The organism is Candidatus Poribacteria bacterium (assembly GCA_021295755.1).
In the GTDB taxonomy this organism is placed as follows: Bacteria; Poribacteria; WGA-4E; order WGA-4E; family PCPOR2b; genus PCPOR2b.
The window spans coordinates 3,712-25,200 of sequence record JAGWBT010000087.1 but is presented as its reverse complement, the minus strand read 5'-3'; the positions used below and the strand labels follow the sequence as shown (position 1 = coordinate 25,200).

Genomic DNA, 21,489 nt, shown 5'->3' with positions numbered 1-21,489 from the left:
TGGGAGTTTGCTATGACACCTGCGGCAGCATCACGCCCTGCTTTTCGTAAGTTGTTCGGAGTTGACCACAGGCGGCGGCGATATCTCTACCCTTACTGAACCGGATCGGTGCGACATGGTGACCGTCTGCGACAATGCGACGGAATTGTTCAATCTGATCGAGTTCAGGACGTTGAAAATCGGCACCTTCAATCTCGTTGAAGGGGATAAGGTTTAGCTTGCACGGCAGTCGCCCCATCAGTTTACGGAGGCGTCTCGCGTCTCCAACACTATCATTCACACCGCGGATCAGGACATATTCAAGCGTGGCAGGTCGTTGCGTGGCGAGCGCCCATTCCCGTGTGGCATCGAGGACTTCATCAATTGGGTATTTAGTATTGATGGGCATCAAGCGTGTGCGGACTTCGTCTATTGTGGCGTTTAACGAGAGAGCGAGATTGCACTTAAGCTGTTCGTGGGTGAATTGTCGCATCCGTCGGGCTAAACCGGAGGTGGAAACGGTAATCTTCCCTTCAGATATTCCTAACCCGTTTGCATCCGTCATCAAGCGAATTGCTTTCACGGTCTGATCATAGTTTGCTAGCGGCTCCCCCATCCCCATAAACACAACATGCGTCACACCTTTTTCGTCGTCTAGTTCGCGTTCGATTGCTATCAATTGATCCAAAATCTCTGCCGCTGTTAAATTGCGGAAAAATCCCATCTTCGCAGTCGCACAAAAGTCGCACGCCATCGCACACCCTACCTGTGATGAAACACAGACCGTGATACGATCTTGGTCATACATCAAGACACTTTCGACCTGACTGCCATCAGTGAGTTCAAACAAGTATTTGACTGCCATGTCGGCATTGGAAGTTGTGCGCGTGAGGACATGTGCACCGCTGATGTAAGCGAGACTTGCCAACGTCTGTCTTAGCTTGTGCGGCAAATTGGTCATTTCCTCGAATGTCTCCACCCGTCTGCTATACATCCATGACATCAGTTGTTTCGCACGATATTTCGGTTCGTCCCACTGTATCACTATATTTTCTAGCTCAAGCAGTGTCAACCCTTTCAAGTTGATTTTGTCTGTCTGTGGAGATTGTATTGTCATGGTATTATTGACGTACTCCCACACCCTCAAGGGGGGATTCTTATAATTGTGCGGTCAAACACGACTGCGAACCGAAGTCCGTCTTACATATCGCTAACGCAATGGACAACGCCCTGCCCACTCCCGTCACCGGGAACTTTGGCGAGGCTATAGGGGATTCCAATACCTGTCGGCATATCCTAACTATTGTGAATTTGACCCCTACTAATAGAAAGTGGAATACCCAACCTCTAAAGACGAATTGTACCATATTTCACTTGTAATTTCAACATTTCTTGGCTAACTAACGGGGCTTGGCTGACTACCATCCCCAACCTAAAGGAAGGGATCTTGTCAGCAAGATTGATAACTTGTGGCTAGTAACCCGATTGCATGGTCTGAATGGATTGCACAAGCCACAGCACCTTGGTGAAAGGTGTCTTGGATTGTCATAACTGCTTTGAACCGGGGCTTCTCCGGCAAATCGTTTGTTGGTTCCTCACTCGTCAAGTTTTTGTCGCAAAAGCTGGTTGACCATCTTCACTTGACCGACGAGGAAACCGATTGCCTTCTGCTTTCCATCTCGGTAATCTTGTGCAGGACCTGGATTTTCTTCGATAGCCTGATCGACGATTGACTCGATTGCAGACGCGTCGGAAATTTGATTGAGCTGCTCCTGAAGTTGGAGGAGATCGAATGGATTGGTAACCCGTTTCTCCAAATCAATGACAATGTCGGGCTTTAAAAGCTCCTTCAAATGATCAGTCTGTTTCGTTTTCGACATTGTAGCTATTCCTCCGTAAATTGGGTAAAACCGTAATAGATCCCATCTATGACGACACCGACTTCACCCTGATTGGTTTCTCGCCCTAAACGCATCAAAAATGCTTTCAGTTCTAATAAGGCAAATTCGGTTAAGTCGTTAGGATCAGCAAACGAAAGAACCATTACAGTGGTCTCAAAAAGAAGCTGTTCACCGCGTGCATCATCGCGCCACACACCTTTACCGGGTGGGAAAGCAGTGCCTCCTCGAAAGAGCCGACCAACAACACTCAAGCTTTCATCAACCCAATACACCTGATCAATTTCATGACCATCCCGATCTTTACTCGGAATAAAAAGGATGACTTGAGAACTACCAGACGGTGTGTCTACCTGCAAAATGTTGGCAATCTCAGCCATTGTTTGTTGGTGCCTTACCCGTCAAGTTTTTGTCGCAAAAGTTGGTTGGCCATCTGTGGGTCACTTGACCGACGAGGAAACCGATTGCCTTCTGCTTTCCATCTCGGTAATCTTGTGCAGGACCTGGATTTTCTTCGATGGCCTGATCGACGATTGACTCGATTGCAGACACGTCGGAAATCTGCGAAAGCCCTTTCTCTTCAACGATCTGTTTTGGAGTTTTGCCGGTTTCAAAGACATCGGGTAGGACGGATTTAGCAATTTTACCACTGATTGTCTGATCTTTAATTAGCTGAATCAGTTCGCTGAGGTGAGCGGGCGTTACTTTAGCCTCCTGAATCTCTATCCCTGCATTGTTCAACAGCCCCGACAAGTCACCCATGATCCAGTTACTGCCCGACTTTGGATCACTGCTGAGACGTGCTGTTTCATCGAAAAAGTCTGCTATCTGTCGTGTGGCGGTGAGAAATTCTGCATCATAGGTAGGAATATCGTACTCTTCGACAAAACGTTTGCGGCGCTCGGCGGGTAGTTCCGGCAACGATGCTCGAATACATTCAACTTCTGCTCCATCTACCTCAAAAGGAACAAGGTCCGGTTCAGGAAAGTAGCGATAATCGTGAGCTTCTTCTTTGCTACGCATGGGTGCTGTCCTGCCGGTGTTGATATCAAACAGTACAGTTTCTTGGACAACTTCCTCGCCCTGATCGAGAAGCCGTGCTTGACGTTTCTCTTCGTATTCCAAGGCGGTCAACACATGCTGAAATGAATTTTTGTTTTTTAACTCCGTTCGTGTTCCTAGTTCTTTGCTGCCGACAGGACGCAGGGAGATATTCGCATCACATCGGAAACTTCCCTCCTCCATGTTACAATCGCTGACTTCGACATACTCTAGAATTTCTTTGACAGCGCGCCAGTAGACAATTGCTTCTGCGGGGGTGCGGAGATCCGGCTCACTAACAATCTCTAACAACGGCACACATGAACGATTGAAGTCTACATAGCTCTGATTTGGATTTCCTGTCACATCCGCATGGACTAACTTTCCGGCATCCTCCTCTAAGTGAATACGATTAATGCGAACACGCTTCGTTTCGCCATCCAGTTCATAATTGACATAACCGTCGTAGGCGAGGGGTAGATCATACTGTGAGATCTGGTAACCTTTGGGCAAATCTGGATAGAAATAATTTTTCCGATCGAATTTGCTGTAAGACGCGATTTTGCAGTTCAGGCCTAAAGCGGCACGGATTGAGAATTCGACCGCCCGCTGATTCATCACAGGCAGCACACCGGGCATCCCCAAACAGATTGGACAGGTTTGCGTATTTGCCTCGGATCCAAACTTAACCTCACAGTTGCAAAAGAGTTTGCTGTTTGTCGATAATTCAGCGTGAATCTCCAAACCGATAACGGTTTCGTATTTGTATGCCATGTCTTCTCCCCAATCGGGATGTCGATTGAAAAACCGATTGATATTAACTCATCTTTCTTGTAACCATCTTCGCGTATTCAAAGGCTCATAGTCCTTCCAAAGCGCAAAGTAAAGCACTGAACCAATCAGGGATCCGGTTTCGCCGACGGTTCCGAGGACCTGTTTCGCTTGAACGATATCACCCCGTTTCACAGATATATCTGACAGATGCGCATAAAGGGAGATGTATCCATTCCCGTGCATAACGACAACTGTGTTACCATAGCCTATAATTGATTCGGAGTCTGCAACAATACCATCTGCAACACACCGCACCGGTTTCCCCTTCTTTGCTTTAATGGTGATACCACGGTCAGTGGGCGTTTGGCTCCGCACAATCACCCCGACGACGGGCCAAGGGAGTTTGCCAAACAGGGCCGGCCGAATGCTTTTAATCGCCTGCGCCTGTTTTGTAAGATGTTCATCACTGGCGATTCCGAGTCGTTCCTCCAACTGTGCAACAGCAGCTCTTAACTCCTTTAACGCTTGGTTATGAGTTCCTTTCTCTGTCCGGTACTTATGTAGGAGTTGTTGGCGTCTCCGTTCTTGGGCGAGCAGGAGTAAACGTTCCGCTTGCTTTGCTTTCTCTGCTTCCTTTGCTAATTGGATTTGGTGAACAATTTCAGTGGATTTTTGTGCAATTTCTTTCTGTCGAAGTTGTATCTCCTTTAACATATCTTGATCTGCTTCGGCGATAACCCCCATATACTTATACTTTTCCACAAGATCCTGCATATCCTGAGCACCAAACAATATCCTCAAGAAGTGTTCATCTTCCTTATTGTAGCCTAGCTTGTAAATCGCACTAATCCGCTTTATCGCACGTTTCTTTTGTTCCTTGTCTTGAGAGAGCAACTCCTCTAATTCTCTTTGAAGTTCCGCAGCCTCAAGTGTATGATTTTCAATCTCTTGTTGATACCGGGCGAGTTCTTTTTTGTTAGTGGCTAACTTGGTTTCAATTTCTTGTAGTTTCTGTAAGATCCCTTGTTCCTTTTGGATAATCGTGTTTCTTTGTTCTTCTAGGCTACGCTTCTCCTCCTTCTTCTCTTCATGTTCCCGCTGCCACTGTTCCGTCTGCTCCGGATTTTGCGCTAGGAGTAGCGCGGGAACCTGAAGGAGACTCGCAGCGATGATGTAGACAAAAGGACTTAAAATCTTCAAATCAAACAGTTTCAAGACGTGACTCCTTATAGTTAGGGGAAAGACTTCCAAAATTTCAGTAGGCTCATACTACAGGAGATAAGTGGCGACTTGAATTAATCAGCAAGTTCATTGACAATTGCAACATTCTCTTCAACTTCGCTCCGGCTAGTCATGCCAATTGTCATTGCGTGTACACAAGGCAGCCCCATGACAAACTCAATACCTTGCTTCGGGCCATCTTCCTCGGCTAACTTGCTTTGTCCAAGTACCTTCATTCCATAGATACCTTTGCCAAATGCTGCCATCTGTTCCATAGTCCGTATAACATCAGCCGGTGATGCGTCCATGTGGACGCCAGTGTAGTTAATCCGGGCTAACACAACTTCGACCCATTTGGTCATGGCAGCCGTTTGGAACGCGCCATAATCGTGGCATGAAACGCCATGCGCACGTATGAGTCCCTGTTCTTTGCACCGCTCTAAGGCTTCCATCGCGTCCGGATAGCGCTCGGGCCAATCGAATTCGGTGAGACAGTGCAGCAATACAATATCCACATAGTCCGATCCGATTTCCTTCAAGAAGCGTTTGACATCATTTTCAACCGATTCTCTAGTGCGCGAAACAGTTTTTGATGTGATAACAACTGATGACCGATCCAATCCCTTGAGGGCTTCCTTGATGTAGGAGTGGCTGCCGTATTGATCTGCGGCATCCCAAAACGTTACACCCTGATCGTGGGCAAAGTGGAGGAGGTCGACCAATCCTTTCAATCCTAGTGCCGTCTGATCCGATTTTCCACCCCAGCCGTGCGTACCTGTTCCAATCGAAAGCCGCGAAACTCGCAGCCCTGTTCTGCCAAGATCGACAACTTGCATTAAATGACTCCTTTAGGTTAAAGATGGCTGTATACTATCTTGTGCTTGATTTATTTTTGCGGACAGTATATCACACGACATTGGTGAGGTCAACCCTATTCACAGAAATCCGAAATGCTCTCACTAGCTAGAGGGATAGTGTTATTGAGACCGAATTGAGCCGGAATTGCTAACCTTTATTCTTGAAAAACGTATTACACAACTTCTAGTTACCTACATTTTTTTTGCGAAAAACCTCTTGACAAATATTCTCTGTGGGTTTATAATTTTTTCAAGCCTGTAATTGAAAATGAGTCTCAGTTTCAAAAAAAGGAGGAAATGATGAGTCAAGATACTTTGAGCACTGAGATACGCTCTGTTCCGACCGATCAGAGATTCCCTGTTACAGAAACAATCCGATCTCGCCGAACGATTTTTCAGTTTAAGCCGGATCCAGTGCCCCAAGATGTTCTCGAAGAGATTCTTGAGGCAGGTATCTGGAGTCCCAATCACCACCTAACCGAGCCGTGGCGATTCACTGTCATTGGTGAAGAAACGAAGCTAATCCTCGCTGAACGGTATAGTGAAATCCAGATCGAAAAAATTACGTCCAACCCAAAAGCGGCTGCGGCTGCGGATGAAGCAATCCTTGCCAAGGCAGGAGAGCAAGGCTTCAAGAAGTTCACGTCCAAACCGACAATTGTGGCGGTTTCGTGTCTTCAAGATGGCGACGAACAACGCAAGCGCGAAGACTACGCTGCAACCTGCTGCGCGATGCTGAACATTCAACTGGCTGGTTGGGAGCGAGGGGTCGGGATGCAGTGGAGCACCGGCGCAATCACGCTGGAGCAAAATACCTACGATCTACTCGGTATTGATTCCGATTGTGAGTATATCATCGGATTTTATTATATGGGTTATCCGGCTGAAGTGCCCACGCATGAGCGGAAACCCGTGAGTGAACAAATCCGATGGACGGATTGAAGAACCGATGAGCTAACCTTCAATGAGATGAAGTTCACCTGTTCCGACGATTCCGGGTTATTCCAAAAACCTATCGCCGAATCCTAACACTACCCGCCTGCATTGCGCTTTCAGCTTCTTCGGCAGTTGCCCAGTTGAAATCACCGGGAAAGGTATGCGCAAGCGCGGAGTAGCCACCACCGAAATCAACTGCTTCTTGAAGTGATTTGCCGCTGAGCAGGCTATAGATCAATCCTGCGGAGAAACTATCACCGCCGCCGACGCGATCAACAAGTTCGAGATTTTCGTAGATGCGCGATAGGTAGAAGTCTGATCCGTCGAACAGAAGCGTGCGCCAATCGTTCAGCCAACCGGTTTTTGCGTCGCGCAGGGTTGTGCCAATCATTTCGATATTGGGGAATGCCTCACAAACCCGTTGTGCGACCTCTTTATAACTCTCCGGATCAAGTTGGCTGAAACTTTCAGTTGTACCCTCTGCTTTGAATCCGAGTGCCATCTCAAAATCCTCTTCGTTACCGATGAGCACACAGACGTGATCCATCATCTCACGATTCGCAGCCTGTGCTTGTTCTGCGTTCCATAACTTGGATCGGAAGTTTAGGTCGTAACTCGTTTTTACGTCTGCGGCACGTGCTGCCTGAAGTGCTTCTTTCGCTACCGCTGCTGCGGATTCAGATAGTGCCGGAGTGATGCCGCTCAGATGGAACCAACGGGCACCATCAAAAATCTGTGACCAATTAATTTCGCCGGGTTGGATATTTGAGATTGCTGAATAACCGCGGTCATAGGTAACGGTGCTAGCGCGGGGGCCCGCACTTAATTCGACATGATAGAATCCGTTCCGTTCTAGCCCGACGCCGTCAAACGGTGTCCACGCAATATGGGACGTATCGACGCCTAACTCACGTCCTTTGTTAGCGATGAATTTTCCTGACCAGTTATCAACCAAGCGAGAGACCCATGCGGTGCGTAGTCCTAACTGAGCCCCATTGACTGCGACATTCAACTCCGCCCCGCCGGCGTCCATCAATAGCGTTGACGACTGCTCAAGCCGCCTAAACTCGGGCGAAGTGAGTCGTACCATCGCTTCGCCAAATGTAACTAAATCGTACATATCAACCTCCTTTGTGGAATCTACTCCGATGAAATCAGGTTGAACCCTCAATTGTATGATGTATCCGAGCAGACTGAGTTCGAGTATTTATCAGCTTAACGCAAGTTGCTAGTCGATAAACTAATCACCAGAAACAGGTGCAAGAGTCGGGAATTGGAATTCCCTCCTACAAAAAACATACTGTAGGAGCGATATCCGAATCGCGACTGGCCCGACTACGGTTATCTAGCAACTTAGGTAGTTTAATGAATACTTGAACTCAATTTATGCATTCGTGGATTCACTGATTTGTTCATGTTCCTCATCTCTTTGTTCTACTTTTGCTTGGTATTCGCGGCGTAGTTGTTCAATACAATTGCCGCAAAAGCAGTAGAGTCTGCTATAGCCGCCGACCTCCTTCTCTAGCAGCACGTTCATTGGAAATTCCTCATGGCAGAGTGCACATTCCTCAAGTTGAACGCTGGGCTCGACTTCTCCTCCCGCTTTCCGTCTCGAGATAATCTGCAGAACAATCCAGATAACCAGCGGTATACAGATAATCCAGATGATGAAAAATAGCATAATCAGTTAGCCTGTTCAGATTCAAACTGCGTCAAACGCTCATGTACAGAAATCGTGCAACCGAAACCGGGTTTTGAAAAAACTCGGTTTCTCTTTGTGCTTTGCACTGTTTTTTTAAAGCCCAGTAAACTGCTCCTCCTGGCCTGACGACACCAATGAATAATGGTTTTCACGTTTCACACATCACGTTTGACACTTCATTCATATCGTTCTGCGTCGGCAGGTTCAACAGCGTCTTCGCTCATTGAAACACCTAGTTTCTCTGCACACTCCGAAATCTGCTGATGGATAGTATCGGGGAGTTCAATATCGTCAGCCAGACGCTGGACGCGATTCCGATGTTCAAAGTCACCGGGGACAAGGACCTCGTTAAAGCCCGGTGCAGGAGGGATCGACTTGATGCCATCTAGGAAAGCACGCACGCCCTGTTGATATTCGTCCAACGGCGTCAGCGAGTTGACATTTATCACCTGCATAAAACAGCCGCCCATCGCGCCTTTTTCAATATCAAAAGTGCCAGATAGTCCTCCAAGCAAACAAACCAGCAAGCCGATTGAGTAACCTTTGTGCAAGCCAAACGGTAGGAGGAATCCGCCATCGTAAAAGTCCGCAGGTTTGACACTCGGATTTCCGTTCTTATCCACTATGTGGTCTTCAGGCAAATCTTCGCCTTTGCTCCGTGCGACTTGGATTTTGCCCTCAGCAATCATACTTGTGGCAATATCAATGACAAACGGCGCATCGTCACCGGTTGGGACACCTACGGCAATCGGGTTGGTGCCTGTTGCACCGCCAGCACCGCCAAAGGGCACTGTAATTCCCTGCATTCGCCCACCTCCACCGGTCGTAATAATACCAATACATCCCGCGCTTGCCGCTGCTTCTGCATACTCACCCAGGCGACCAATGTGACCGGTATTAACGATACTTACGCTACAAATATCTGCTGCTTTTGCTTTCTCAATTGCACGGTTCATCGCCTGTCGAGCGATGTAATGACCGAAACAGTTTTTCCCATCGAAAAACATGGTATTCGCGGTTTCCCTAGCAACTTCAGGCTCCACATTCGGAACAATTCCACCACCTTCAATGCTGCGCAGATATGCGGGGATGCGAAGGACTCCGTGTGAGTCGTGGCCAGCGAGGTTCGCGTTGACCAGAATTTCTGCCACATCGTCAGCGATGTGGCGGGTTGCGCCTGCTGCGACAAATATCCGTCGCGTGATAGAATGCAAATGACTTGCTTGAAGTTTATGTGTTGTTGCCATAATTGGTATTCCTTTCATGAGTTAATAAGTGAAAAATGTTGCTTAGTCTAACTTGTTAAGTTAGCTGCCGTCATTCTCTGATTCCGATAATTTCAGAGGTCTGTTGTTGTAACTCTACAAGATCATAAAACGCCCCCTTCTTGGCCATCAATTCACTGTGTGTACCGACCTCTACAATTCGTCCTGCATCAAGGACGACCAGCCGGTTAGCGTTCCGAAGGGTCGACAGTCGATGAGCAATGGCGAAGGTCGTCCTATTTTTGACTAGCCGGGCAACTGCCTCCTGAATCTCTTTCTCGGTCTCGACATCCACCGACGAGGTCGCTTCATCTAAAATAAGAATCTTTGGGTTGTGGAGGATGGCGCGTGCGATAGAAACGCGCTGCTTCTCTCCACCTGACAGGCTGTTTCCCCGTTCTCCGACATTTGTGTCGTAACCATCCGCCTTTGCCACGATAAAATTATGTGCATTCGCCGCCTGTGCTGCCTGCATGATCTCCTCGAAGGTGGCACCCGGGTTGCCATATCCGATGTTCTCGGCAATTGTTCCGCTAAAGAGAAATGGCTCTTGCAGCACGATACCAATCTGACTGCGTAGGTCTTCTAGACGCAGGTTGCGTACATCCACACCATCGATTTCAATGGCGCCACGGTCTACATCGTAGAAACGGACGATTAGGTTCACGGTGGTTGTCTTGCCTACTCCGGATTTGCCTACGAGCCCAACCATCTCCCCGGGAGCAACGTCAAGGTCCACTTCGTGAAGGACCGGTTTGCTCTTGTCATAGCCAAAGGTTACATCTTTGAAGGTGACCTGTCCTTTTATTTCTGCCAGTGCAGTTGCCTCTGGATCGTCGTAAGCTTCGGGTGACGCATCAATGACTTCGAAAATACGCTCTGCGCCGGCAAAAGCCCGTGTCATCCAGCTGTTGACGCGACTAAGCCACTCTAAGGGGCCGTAGACCTGCCACATATAACCAGAAAACGCTGTGAGGGTGCCTAGAGTTAAGTTGCCTCGAAGCATGTCCGATCCCCCAACTAGCCAGATGATTATTCCGCCACATCCGGTCAGAAAGCTGGTCACTGCAAAAAACACAAGCCAGTGACGTGCGGTTCTCCTAGAAATCCGCATCAAATCGGTGTTCTTCTTCTCAAAGTCTCCTATTTCCCGGACCTCTTGCGCGAAAGCCTTTACGACGTGGATACCGGCGAATGCCTCGTTTAATCGTGCGCTCAGATGCGCCCAACTCTGGCCATGCTTGTTGAAGATTCGTCGCATACGTCGCCAGAAGAGCCTACCCCAGATTATGATGAAAGGGACGGGAAGTAGCATGCAAAGAGTCAGCTGCCAGTGCATCCAGAACAGAATACCGAGTATAGCGAGAATCTTCAGGATGTTGATTACCAAGTAGGGCAGCCCATTAACCAGAAATTCCCGTAACATGTCGCTGTCCCGGGTGACACGAGACATTAGAGCGCCTACCCTACGGTCTGAGTAAAATTGCATGGTAAGCATCTCTAACCGTCGATAAAGGTGGCTTCGGATATCCGCTGTCATCCGTGCACTTAACCAACTAACTATCCATCCGTGTGCCAGCTCCATACTCCAACTTAGTATGCGAAGGCCAATCAACACAAGTATCCACTGTCCCAGAAGTGCTGCCCTTTGATCTATGCTGCGAACCGTTTCCCCCTGTAGCAGGAAGACATTATCAACAATCTGCCGCATCACTAGCGGTGGGAGAAGATCTGCACCGATAGTTACCAGTGAGATGAGTGCCAACAGGACAGCGCGCCCCTTATAGGGTATCAAATAACTAGCAATTCGTCCCAGCGTTGCCAACCGACGAATGCACGCTGTGCATATTCCGTTCTTCTCAGGTAACAGCCTACCACATTTGGAGCACCGTGTCTGGTCAAGTTCCGTGCTAATCAAAAATTCATCTTGCTGGCGGAGCTGCTCAAGTCCAAGTGCCACCTCAGAGAATTTTTCTGCAAGCGAGCTAGAGTAGGGAACAAAAAGGGTCGCCTCTTTCTTCCGATCGATTTCTAAGCGCCCGCCACCGACTAAGGATTCGGTCTGAACAGCCGCTAATTCCCTGATGGGTACGTCAACAACCCCGTCGACTCCTTCTGCAGGCACCACAATCACGCGCCTATCTGTAGCGATGAGCCACTGCTCTCCAAAGGTGCCATCAGGATTTAGATCTGTGGACACACGAATGAGTTCCTCTTCTTCGTGAGTCAGCACATCCTGAATTTTCTGGCTGACTGTATCCGGCATCTGTTCGAGCAATCTCATCATAACTTCATCCAATCCGCGGTAAAAACAGCCGCACTTTCTACTCTAGATGATGGACCCTTGGGGTGTTATTCACACGGTGGAAACATCGGTCGATGTTTCGCGGGTGGCGACATAGCAACAATCTGGTCGCCCCGCCAATCAATGGTGTAGTTTTCAAAGCATATACTCTCCACCGTCCGTGCTTCGTGCATTGGGAAAGTAATAATACTTGATGAAGGAATCTCATTGCCAGTTATAAGTAAATATGACTGGTTGAATATCTTCTGAGATTCCACACCATTTACTTCTAGACGAACCTCTTTCTTTTTCACCCAAGACGGGATACGCACGAGCAGCGGTCGTCCACTTCGGTTCTCAATTTCAAGGCGTCCTGTTCGGGAAAGGTGACTGGTCAGGCGCCCCCCTTCCGCTTCGTGGCTGAATAGCAGATTGATGCGGACGCCCGCAGCGTCTGAAGTAATGATGGATGATAACGCTTCACACATCCCGTCCACGGCGCCAGACGTAATATCATACGTTGTGATAGTGGCGTCTGGACGCAAGAGGTAATCATTGGGCGTTGGAAAACTGAAGCCACCACGCAGGCGTGAGGCACGACGATGAAGACTATCATCTGTTTCATCAGGATCATCGGGCAGGTCGTCTACATCAATAACCTGAGAAGGCAGGAGATGTCCGCGGAGTATACGCTCGGCGTCCTCGAAGTAGTTTGCCCAACCGGCGTGCCCTAAAAGTAGCGCGGCACGCAGTAGGTCGCCGGTGTTGTTGGATTCGCCGCGGGGATGAAATTTATGCAGCGATTCCATGGACCAACCAAAACTGCTGTTGAAACGTGGGCAGCCAACGTCGTAGATGGCTTTGACTCTGTTCAACAGATCTGCATCGTTGGTGAGGAGCGCAAGGTCAAGCATTCCGGCGACTATGGCGTTGAGGGAATGACCGTGTGTCCCTGCTTCTTCCTTGAGTGCGCCTTCGGGCGTAAAACAGTGTTCCAGCGCGTAGGAAGTCATAAGTCCTGCCAACTCCAAGGCAACTTCATCGCCTGTGATGCGATAGTTCCGGACCAGCGCATCAACGGCGCGACCTTCTTGCGATGGCTGGTGATTATAGTCTAAGACGTAAGAAGGAAGGCGGTCGAGTTGGATAGCTCCATCGTCAGTCAGCGCAGCGCGGACGGTCCGAATCATCCGCCGGCTCCATTCTCGCGCCCGTTCGTCGCCGCGGGGGATGAGACCATTCAGGGCGTGGGTAGATTCCCGTATGTTGTGAAGATGGACAAAACGTTCACCGGTATCGTTATCCGCTGTGCCGGGTAGATTGTCCGCCTCATCGAACAGAGCAATCTGAAGATCTGCGAGATCCGTCCAGATAGCCTCATCCACACATTCCCCCGTAGCACGCTCCACCATACCGATAGCATGAATGGCTCTGGCAACATCGTGACACCAGTCCCATGCGCCAGAGTGACGAAACGCCCCCAATTCTCCTTCAGCAAAGCCGATAGACCAATACGGCATGTGCTTATTTGTCGGATCAAGTCCACCTACAAGCGAATTCAATCCCAGCCGAATATGATTCAACATATCTACCGGTTCAAGATGCTGCATCTACTGTTTTCTCCTTTGGACTATGTCCCAATCTGTGCGCTACACGACATGCGAGTGGGTCGGTAAATCGTCATGGCTATGTTCTATGATGCTGTGGTGATGTTCGCCAGATTCCTCGACCGGGTCAATATGGATGACCGCTCTAGAAAGATAACTCAGGTGATGAAAAAGCTGATGCTGAACCTCTTTCGCTATCGTATGCCCTTCAGCGACAGAGAGGTGCGGTGGCACAGCGATATTCACTTCCGCATGTAGGCGGTGCCCGATCCAACGGCTGCGAACATCTGTTACCTCCTCAACCCCCTCAACGTGGTGGGCAGCATGATTTATCTCATCAATTACGTCAGCTTCCACGCCGTCCAATAGGCGCGTAAATACCGCTTTTCCCGACTGCAACACAATGCCAAAGATTGCGATGGTGATAAGCACTCCGACGATGGGATCTGCGAGTGGATGGACGAACCGTATCCCGATCACTCCCACTAGCACGCATGATAACCGTCCGCAACGAGAGCAGCACTTCCAATCTCTTTTCCAACCTTAATCCGAAATATTGCAACCCCTTCATTGCCTATAAAACCGATCACCGATGCGGCAGCAACGACCCAAAGATGTCCAACAGTTTTAGGATTAAAGAAGCGGTTGATTGATTCATATCCTGCGTAAATTGCGCTGAACAGTATCGTAAGCACGATCGCGATACCCGCTAAGTCCTCAACGCGCCCGTAGCCGTAGGTAAACCGTTTGCTCGGCTTTAATCGGGCGAAGGAGAAAGCAATCCACAACGGAATCGCAGTCGCTGCGTCGCCAAAGTTGTGGATCGTGTCAGAGAGTAGTGCAACACTGTCGGAAATCACAACCACGCCGACCTGTAACAGTGCGGTTACCATCAATCCTAAGAAGGACCACTTTATTGCCCAAATGCCTCGCTCCGTGGTTATAATGGACGGGTCGACGACGCCGTGTGTATGACCATGTTCCCCATGGTCGTGGCTGTGACCGTGATGATCGTGTTCCTCATGGTCGTGGTGTTCATCGTGGTCATGACTATGATCGTGATGGTGGTCATGTTCGTCATGATGCTGGCGCGCTTTTTTCCTAAACATTAGGAGCCACCTCCTACGGGTTAGTGAGCGTGTTAGACAAACACCCCCTGAATGGTTGTTTCGTTTCCAAAGTGTTCTTAGTCTCGTGGCAAAGGTAAGTGAATTTTCGCGCTGTCCTGTGATTGTGACTGCAATGCCCCCAGCATAATCTCCAGTGTATGTCGGGCGCGGCGTGGCGGCGAACTGCTCGGCACATCGTTCCAAACCATCTGGGCGAGTTCCCGGACAGGATGAATCAAACTATCGCCGAAAAAGTCTCCGTAGGTTTCGCCTTGGGGTGCCGATGCTTCCGTTGCTGTCCCTTCAGGTTGATCTGTCTTCCACGCTTTGCAATGGTTGTCGTTCAAAACATAGCGACCATTCGGCCCTTGGAGATCAAATTCGCAACCGGCGGGCGTCATCTTAGCACTGTTCACGATGCCGCGCACCCCGTTGGAGAACTCAATCAAAATCGAGGATGCTGGATCGAGGTCAGGATCTCTCCCGCCTTCTCCTTTGTACTCAATGCCGTAGTCTTCAAAGCCTTGCTCGTGTGCGGCGATGAGCCAAACCGGATCTGCATCGGCGAAGTAGCAGACCGCGTCAATGAGGTGGGTGCCGTTACGGAAAAGCATTGACCGACGCCCTCCCATGTGTGCGATAATACGGGTCAGTCCGCCGATTTCACCTTCCCGAACCGCAGTTCGTACCGCTTGGTACAGTGGCAACCAACTCCGCGTATGATCCACTGACATCTTGGTCCCGTTCCGCTCGACCGTCTCAATAATCCGATCCGCGTCTCCAAGGTTGATTGTCAGCGGTTTCTCACAGAGAATCCCTTTGACCCCAGCGTCCGATGCGTCACAGACCGGGTTGGTGTGGTAATCGTCCGGCGTTGCCACACTGACGACATCCAGATTCTCCTTTTCGAGCATGGCGTGATAGTCGTTGTACTCACGGACTGAGCCGCGTGTAATCTTTGAACGCTCGAAAAAGTTGTCGAGAACATCGGGTTTCAGGTCGCAGACTGCGACAAGTTCAAATTCGGAGGCATTGGCATAGGCATATCCATGATATGATCCCAAGCCGCAACCTATAACGCCTGCCCGTAATTTTTCATTGCTCATCGTTCACCTCGTTATATTGGTCTTTCTTACAACTCAACAGATTGGGGTTGAGGCAATCCTGCAGGGAAGCCGTAGGGAAGGTCATTCCGATCTGCGGGCAGGGGCCAGCTTTGCCCACCTAGATTCTGGAACGACTTGTGGCGACCACAGAGCCATAAGAACATCTCCGACACCTTGATTGTGTCGCGGAACTGCTCCACATACGCCCCGCCAGGACCAGTGTATTGAGCGGTCGCAAAATCGAAGTCTGGTTCGGTTACCCAGTCCCGTTGCGGGGGAGTCGTACGCCAGTAGAAGTATTTGAGTAGGTTGCGGATGCCTGAAGCTGTTGACGGTCCGCGGCGATGCCAGATGTGGTATACGGTCAGGAAGATGGAACCGGCGGGTGCGGTAGTGGGAATAGCACCCTTGATGCTAGCCAAATGTCCCATGAACCTCGCTTTATTTCGCACAAGATGGGTGCCCGGAACAATCTGCGTTGGTCCCATTTCAATGGGCGTATCCTGTGGGTAGTAGAAAACCTGCAAAAAGTTGATTTCGTGCGTGTAGTGATAGTTACCGTCCACATGCCATCCACCCACAGTCTGAATGGGGCACTGCACACGATGGTTGCTCATCAATATTGGTAGGTGAAAGTTAGCCCCCAGAAGGGAACGCACAGCACCAGCAGCCTCCGGATGAACTATCACGTTCTCAACGAACCAATCTTCCATCAGAATACCGCTTGGCTCCATATTGGAGTGCTGGTCGCAGTATTTCATCGCCCTGCGATTAACATCATCGGGGACAACACCCTCAAGCATCAGATACCCATTCTTGCAGAACTCTAGTACCTGAGTGTCTGTCATCGTCGGTTCATAGTCGTAGGTTTTCCGTTCTGATATTCGCATGATTTACTTACCTCCAGCGTTCAAGAATGAATTCAGCGCCCAAGCCGTAGAACTCTTTTTCATCGACAGCAAGCAGTGCCATATTCGGGAAAGAAATAATCCGCCAGCCATCTTGGACAGCTTCTAGCACTGTCTGATAGGGCCAATCCTCTGGATTAGGCGGTCCCTCACGAAGTTCTCCATCCTCAACCAGCAGCATACCGACCACCGCCGCTCCGGGGGAAGTGGTTACCGCTTGCAGATAGAGGACATCCTGCCGTTTCGGACTGTCTGCCCCAACAATGTCCGCAATTCCCTTGCGCAGATTCGCTTCCGTCAGTGTCTCCTGTTGGAGTTCCGTCACTAGTGCCTCTATGGTCTCTTTCTGCCTTTCAGTCATCGAGTTTTCCCTCATTCAAGGTTATGATTCTACTGACAAAAGTTCCAATTATCTCTCTGCCGCATTATACACGAATTTATTTGCCTTGCCAATAGAAAACGTGATACGATAAGAAAATACTCTGCCCCCTCGGTGCTTCGCCGATTCCCGAAATATAACGACGATGAAACAATGGACACATTATTTCCACGTTCCACTTTTGGTCTTTGAATGGAGAACACATCAACAGTTGCAAACGATCACTATTGGTTAATAATAGTCCTACTCAACTGCTTAGATCAAGACCTCAGAAAGGAATCAACATGTTAAAGGCAGGATTTATCGGTGCTGGCGGTCGAAGTCAAGGTGCGCACTACCCGCGGTATGCGAACTTGACGAAGAACGATTGAATCAGGTCGCCAAGAAATATGAATTCCAGCATACCTTCGCAAATCACCGTGAGATGCTTGATAGCGTTGACTTGGATATTATCTACTGCGTGATGCGCGAGGAGTGGATATTGCAACCCGCGCTCGATTGCCTCAACGCGGGGAAACATATCTTCATCGAAAAGCCGCCCGGTGCCAACAGCGATGAGACGCAGCAGCTGCTCGACACTGCAATCGCAAACGATGTCTATGCAATGGTCGGTTTTCAACGCCGTTACGCCGCAGTGACCCGTGAGGCGATGCGGCGTGTGGCGGAGAAAGGACCTGTCTCTACAGCGATAACCACCTTCAACAAGCAAATTCTCGGTGGTGACGGCAAGGAGTTCACGACAACACTCTGGAACGATGTGTGTCACGTTATCGATCTTCTGCGATATATGGCAGGGGGTGAACCTGTTGAGGTGACGGCGTATCGGGACAAATTCGGCAGCGAAAGCCGAAACTGTTACACCGCGCTTGTTCGCTTTGATAACGATGTAACAGGCGTGTTGCTTGGGAATCGCGCGTCAGGGGGGCGGGTGCTTCGTTCAGAGCTTCACGGCGTGGGGATCGGGTGCTACATGAAGATCCCAGCGGAGATCGAAATTCACGAAGACAACCAGAGCCACACGATGGGCGGCTGGGAGGTTGACAACGTTGACGAGCGGGATACACCTCGCTATGAAGGTGTCCTGACAATGCACGAACACTTCGTAGACTGCGTCCGTAACAAAAAAGTCCCGATTAGCGATCTTCGTGACGCGATTCATTCGATTCACCTTGTTGATCAAATCGAGGGAACTTTACCGGACTCGTAGAACGTTAGGGATCACTAAATGCACGGGAAATAAGTTATAGCGCTAGCCGGTATCGGACACCATCGGCTAATACCTCAACATCTTATGTCTGTCAATTGAGTTTCGGCAGAAATTGGACCCCTCGCTTTAATGTGGAAGAAGAGCTTTATGGAAATAAATCAGATTAAAGCACACCTTGAAAGCGACAAAATTCAGAAGATTAAACTCGCTGGCTTCGATATTGACGGCGTCATGCGCGGCAAATACATTTCGCTCGACAAATTTTTTTCTGTCATCGAAAAGGGTTTAGGCTTCTGTGATGTGACATTCGGTTGGGATATGATTGATCAACTCTACGAACAACCGACCGTCACAGGTTGGCATACTGGGTATCCGGATCTCCTTGCCAAGATTGATCCGAGTACATATCGCGCAATGCCTTGGGAGCCGAACACAGCGCTGTTTTTGCTTGACTTTTACGAGACCGAGGATCGACCGCTTACGGTTTCCCCGCGTCAACTACTCCAAACAGTCGTCCGCAAAGCGAACGATATGGGATTCCAGCCGTTCATGTCAGCAGAGTATGAATACTTCATCTTCCGAGAGACACCCCATTCCCTAGAGGATAAAGGATTTGAGAACATGACGCCGCTCTCGCCCGGTTGGTTCGGTTATAGTGTGTTACGGGCATCTGCAGCTGCGGATTATGTTCACGCAATTGTCGATGGGATGAAGGAATATGACGTTGAACTAGAAGGGATACATACGGAAACAGGGCCCGGTGTGTATGAAACTGCGATTCGCTATGATACCGCCTGCAGCGCCGCAGACAAAGCCGCACTGTTCAAAACAGGCGTGAAAGAAATCTTAGCCAGACACGGACTCGTCGCAACCTTCATGGCAAGGTGGAGTTTAGATTACCCCGGCTGCAGCGGCCACCTACACCAGAGCTTATGGAATTTAGAAGGCGACACGAATCTATTTGCCGATGAATCAGATGCATCAGGCATGTCTCAAACGATGAAGCACTATATCGCGGGACAGATCGCGGCAATGCCCGAAATGATGGCGCTTATCTGTCCGACAATCAACTCCTACAAGCGGACAGTCCCCGGTGCATGGGCACCGACCAGCGCCTCTTGGGGAATAGAAAATAGAACGTGCGCCCTTCGTGCAATTCCCGGCACCTCCCCTAAATCCACGCGGACCGAATATCGGCTAGCCGGTGCCGATGGCAATCCACATATCGCTATGGCGACAAGCCTCGCCGCTGGGTTATACGGGATTGAGAATCAGCTCGATCCCGGTGAGCCGTTTGAGGGCAACGCCTACAATGCCCCTCAAGGGCGGTTTGAACTTTTGCCAAGATCGTTGGCGGAAGCGACAGATCTGTTGACAGATAGCGAAATCAGTCGCGCCTGCCTCGGTGATGCGTTCGTGGACCACTTCATAATCACACGCGAGCATGAAATTACGGAATTCCATCGCGCCATAACGGATTGGGAACTCAAGCGATACTTTGAGATTATCTGATACTATGTTCTCCCAACCAATTCAGTTAGCAATGTTCGACATGGCTGGAACTACTGTCAACGATAACGTTGATGGACATCCGCTAATGGTTGTCAGCATGATGCATGCCTTTGCGAAGCACGGGATTGAACTCGCTCCAGATCCAATTAACAAGCATCGGGGGAAGCAGAAGTCTGAGGCTATCCAAACCCTTCTAAAAGAGGCTGCGGAACTATCTCCCGCCGATGCCGAGCGCATCGGTGATAGTATATATCGTTATTTTCTTCATGAGCTGGAAAGCAACCTTTCAAGTATCTCGGAAATTGACGGCGCAACCGAGCTTTTCCGACACCTCAAATCCAAGGATATTTATGTTGGAGTCGGAAGTGTCTCCCAACTAGGCTGGCTGGACGAGAGGCTGCTCGACTATGTAGGAAGTGCCGATCAAATCGGTGTAGGACGTCCCAACCCGAAGATGATCCTTGACGCAATGGAACGGCTCAACATCACAGATGGAAGCAAGGTTATCAAGATTGGGGATACTGTGGTTGATGTTCAAGAGGGGAAGAACGCCGGTGCTTGGACAGTCGCTGTGTTGACAGGATCTCAGACAGAAGCACAACTGAAGGCAGCGGCACCAAATTACATCCTATCGAGTATTCGAGAATTAGGAAGATTGATTCCCCTATAAATGCTTTAGTGCTCAGCGGTGAAAAAGGATTATTGGGTGCCTTGTTTGACCCAACTCCACATTGTGAATTGCTTGCCCACAGGCCCAACTGAAAACGTAGGACGATACTACACAGGTTGACGGTCATGTGCGAAAGGATTATTAGTGAGGTTTTGGGGATTCCCACCATCAGCATCCATCACGTAGATGTCCCAGTTCCCAGATCTATTAGACACAAAGGCAATCTGTGCCTGTGCATCAACGCCTATCATCAGCGTCAAGAGGACAACCGTAGCTAATGCGAGAGTGTATCTCCGTTGCATCTGTTGTACCTCCTCTCCTCTCAAAGTCATTCAATCCCCGGTGCGTTCCCACGCTTCAGCGAATTCCGCAGAGCCATCGTCGTCCCAGAAGTACATATCAACCGGCTGATTATAACCGGGACCGTGTCCATCTATAAAACTTGGACCGGTGCCCAGACCATCGCCCACAGAACGGACTGGCAGCCGTGCGTAAATTGGCGCAAGCCCTGCATATTGAATCGTTATCAAGGCGCGTGGTAACGGATCTGGCTCAACTGCAGCCCAATGGGCAAGTGCATCACGATCAAGTGTCACACCCAACCCCGGCTCCTCTGGCACACGCGCTGTTCCACCAGCGATCTCCAACGCCGGCGTTACGACGTCTTCTTCCCACAGGTGGGTGCCGGTGACGTGATGAAGTGTCGCCATCGGGAAGACCGCCGCCATGTGCGCGATAAACGCTCGCGTGATGTTGCCGCCCGTGTTCTGCATCATGAACGGTATATTCGCTGCTTCGAACAGTCCTGCTCGTTGGATGACCTGTCCAGGGGGTGCATGACCCAGCATGTAACCGTCCGCAAGTCCCATCAGCGCCTCCCGTCCACCCAACGGCAAATGGTGGAAGTAGATCGGCAGCGGACATTTATCGCGCAGTATGCGATACCCTTCAAAATCGTGTGTGCGCAACGGGTCTTCAATCGCTCCTGCAATGGAGAACTGTATCAATTCCCGCGCCAAGTCCAAGACATGCTC

The 21,489-nt window shown here is 49.7% G+C and carries 20 protein-coding genes and 1 pseudogene; 4 read left to right on the top strand and 17 right to left on the bottom strand.

The features are described from left to right. Positions 1 to 10 precede the first annotated feature (10 nt). The 6 genes from rlmN to J4G02_13475 form a co-directional block, all read right to left on the bottom strand. Entirely contained in the window at positions 11 to 1,096 is a 1,086-nt protein-coding gene (gene rlmN / locus J4G02_13500; GenBank protein MCE2395591.1) for a 23S rRNA (adenine(2503)-C(2))-methyltransferase RlmN, read from the bottom strand. Positions 1,097 to 1,574: 478 nt separating this feature from the next. Then, positions 1,575 to 1,859, bottom strand: a complete 285-nt coding sequence (locus J4G02_13495) for a hypothetical protein (protein MCE2395590.1) — start codon at positions 1,857 to 1,859, stop codon at positions 1,575 to 1,577. A gap of 5 nt (positions 1,860 to 1,864) precedes the next feature. Beyond that, entirely contained in the window at positions 1,865 to 2,257 is a 393-nt protein-coding gene (locus J4G02_13490) for a hypothetical protein (GenBank protein MCE2395589.1), read from the bottom strand. Continuing rightward, positions 2,250 to 3,692, bottom strand: a complete 1,443-nt coding sequence (gatB, locus tag J4G02_13485) for an Asp-tRNA(Asn)/Glu-tRNA(Gln) amidotransferase subunit GatB (protein MCE2395588.1) — start codon at positions 3,690 to 3,692, stop codon at positions 2,250 to 2,252. The genes J4G02_13490 and gatB overlap by 8 nt, the downstream gene beginning before the upstream one ends. Before the next feature lie 48 nt (positions 3,693 to 3,740). After that, a complete protein-coding gene (locus tag J4G02_13480; GenBank protein MCE2395587.1) occupies positions 3,741 to 4,907 on the bottom strand; it encodes a peptidoglycan DD-metalloendopeptidase family protein in 1,167 nt (388 codons plus the stop codon). A gap of 80 nt (positions 4,908 to 4,987) precedes the next feature. Continuing rightward, the gene (locus J4G02_13475) at positions 4,988 to 5,749 is read right to left on the bottom strand and encodes an aldo/keto reductase (GenBank protein MCE2395586.1); all 762 of its coding nucleotides are present in this window, start codon (positions 5,747 to 5,749) and stop codon (positions 4,988 to 4,990) included. Positions 5,750 to 6,070: 321 nt separating this feature from the next. Here J4G02_13475 and J4G02_13470 point away from each other — a divergent pair, with 321 nt between their 5' ends. Continuing rightward, positions 6,071 to 6,712, top strand: a complete 642-nt coding sequence (locus J4G02_13470) for a nitroreductase (protein MCE2395585.1) — start codon at positions 6,071 to 6,073, stop codon at positions 6,710 to 6,712. A gap of 70 nt (positions 6,713 to 6,782) precedes the next feature. On the opposite strand, the gene J4G02_13465 is transcribed toward J4G02_13470, so the two are convergent. The 9 genes and pseudogenes from J4G02_13465 to J4G02_13425 form a co-directional block, all read right to left on the bottom strand. After that, positions 6,783 to 7,826, bottom strand: coding sequence for a sugar kinase (locus tag J4G02_13465; GenBank protein ID MCE2395584.1), 1,044 nt, complete (start codon positions 7,824 to 7,826; stop codon positions 6,783 to 6,785). Positions 7,827 to 8,090: 264 nt separating this feature from the next. Then, entirely contained in the window at positions 8,091 to 8,387 is a 297-nt protein-coding gene (locus J4G02_13460; GenBank protein MCE2395583.1) for a hypothetical protein, read from the bottom strand. A gap of 197 nt (positions 8,388 to 8,584) precedes the next feature. Next, positions 8,585 to 9,655 carry an Ldh family oxidoreductase gene (locus J4G02_13455; protein MCE2395582.1) on the bottom strand — a complete coding sequence of 357 codons (1,071 nt, stop codon included), beginning with the start codon at positions 9,653 to 9,655 and terminating at the stop codon, positions 8,585 to 8,587. A gap of 70 nt (positions 9,656 to 9,725) precedes the next feature. Then, positions 9,726 to 11,960 (bottom strand): ABC transporter ATP-binding protein, encoded by a 2,235-nt coding sequence (locus J4G02_13450; GenBank protein ID MCE2395581.1) that lies wholly within the window; start codon positions 11,958 to 11,960, stop codon positions 9,726 to 9,728. A gap of 65 nt (positions 11,961 to 12,025) precedes the next feature. Beyond that, entirely contained in the window at positions 12,026 to 13,567 is a 1,542-nt protein-coding gene (locus tag J4G02_13445) for a hypothetical protein (GenBank protein ID MCE2395580.1), read from the bottom strand. Positions 13,568 to 13,606: 39 nt separating this feature from the next. Continuing rightward, positions 13,607 to 14,673 (bottom strand): annotated as a pseudogene (locus J4G02_13440) (cation transporter). Positions 14,674 to 14,750: 77 nt separating this feature from the next. Next, positions 14,751 to 15,779, bottom strand: a complete 1,029-nt coding sequence (locus J4G02_13435) for a Gfo/Idh/MocA family oxidoreductase (protein MCE2395579.1) — start codon at positions 15,777 to 15,779, stop codon at positions 14,751 to 14,753. A gap of 26 nt (positions 15,780 to 15,805) precedes the next feature. After that, positions 15,806 to 16,669 (bottom strand): phytanoyl-CoA dioxygenase family protein, encoded by an 864-nt coding sequence (locus J4G02_13430; protein ID MCE2395578.1) that lies wholly within the window; start codon positions 16,667 to 16,669, stop codon positions 15,806 to 15,808. Between the two features lie 7 nt (positions 16,670 to 16,676). Next, the gene (locus tag J4G02_13425) at positions 16,677 to 17,048 is read right to left on the bottom strand and encodes a hypothetical protein (GenBank protein ID MCE2395577.1); all 372 of its coding nucleotides are present in this window, start codon (positions 17,046 to 17,048) and stop codon (positions 16,677 to 16,679) included. Positions 17,049 to 17,325: 277 nt separating this feature from the next. Here J4G02_13425 and J4G02_13420 point away from each other — a divergent pair, with 277 nt between their 5' ends. From J4G02_13420 to J4G02_13410, 3 genes are all read left to right on the top strand, one after another. Beyond that, on the top strand, positions 17,326 to 18,273 hold the full coding sequence (locus tag J4G02_13420) for a Gfo/Idh/MocA family oxidoreductase (protein MCE2395576.1): 948 nt from the start codon (positions 17,326 to 17,328) through the stop codon (positions 18,271 to 18,273). Positions 18,274 to 18,420: 147 nt separating this feature from the next. Next, positions 18,421 to 19,785 (top strand): glutamine synthetase, encoded by a 1,365-nt coding sequence (locus J4G02_13415; GenBank protein ID MCE2395575.1) that lies wholly within the window; start codon positions 18,421 to 18,423, stop codon positions 19,783 to 19,785. Between the two features lie 40 nt (positions 19,786 to 19,825). Further along, positions 19,826 to 20,455, top strand: a complete 630-nt coding sequence (locus J4G02_13410) for an HAD-IA family hydrolase (GenBank protein ID MCE2395574.1) — start codon at positions 19,826 to 19,828, stop codon at positions 20,453 to 20,455. 107 nt (positions 20,456 to 20,562) lie between these two features. On the opposite strand, the gene J4G02_13405 is transcribed toward J4G02_13410, so the two are convergent. After that, the gene (locus tag J4G02_13405) at positions 20,563 to 20,757 is read right to left on the bottom strand and encodes a PD40 domain-containing protein (GenBank protein MCE2395573.1); all 195 of its coding nucleotides are present in this window, start codon (positions 20,755 to 20,757) and stop codon (positions 20,563 to 20,565) included. A 30-nt stretch (positions 20,758 to 20,787) separates the two neighbouring features. Continuing rightward, positions 20,788 to 21,489: hypothetical protein (locus tag J4G02_13400; protein ID MCE2395572.1), on the bottom strand; the 702-nt coding region annotated here is incomplete at its 5' end.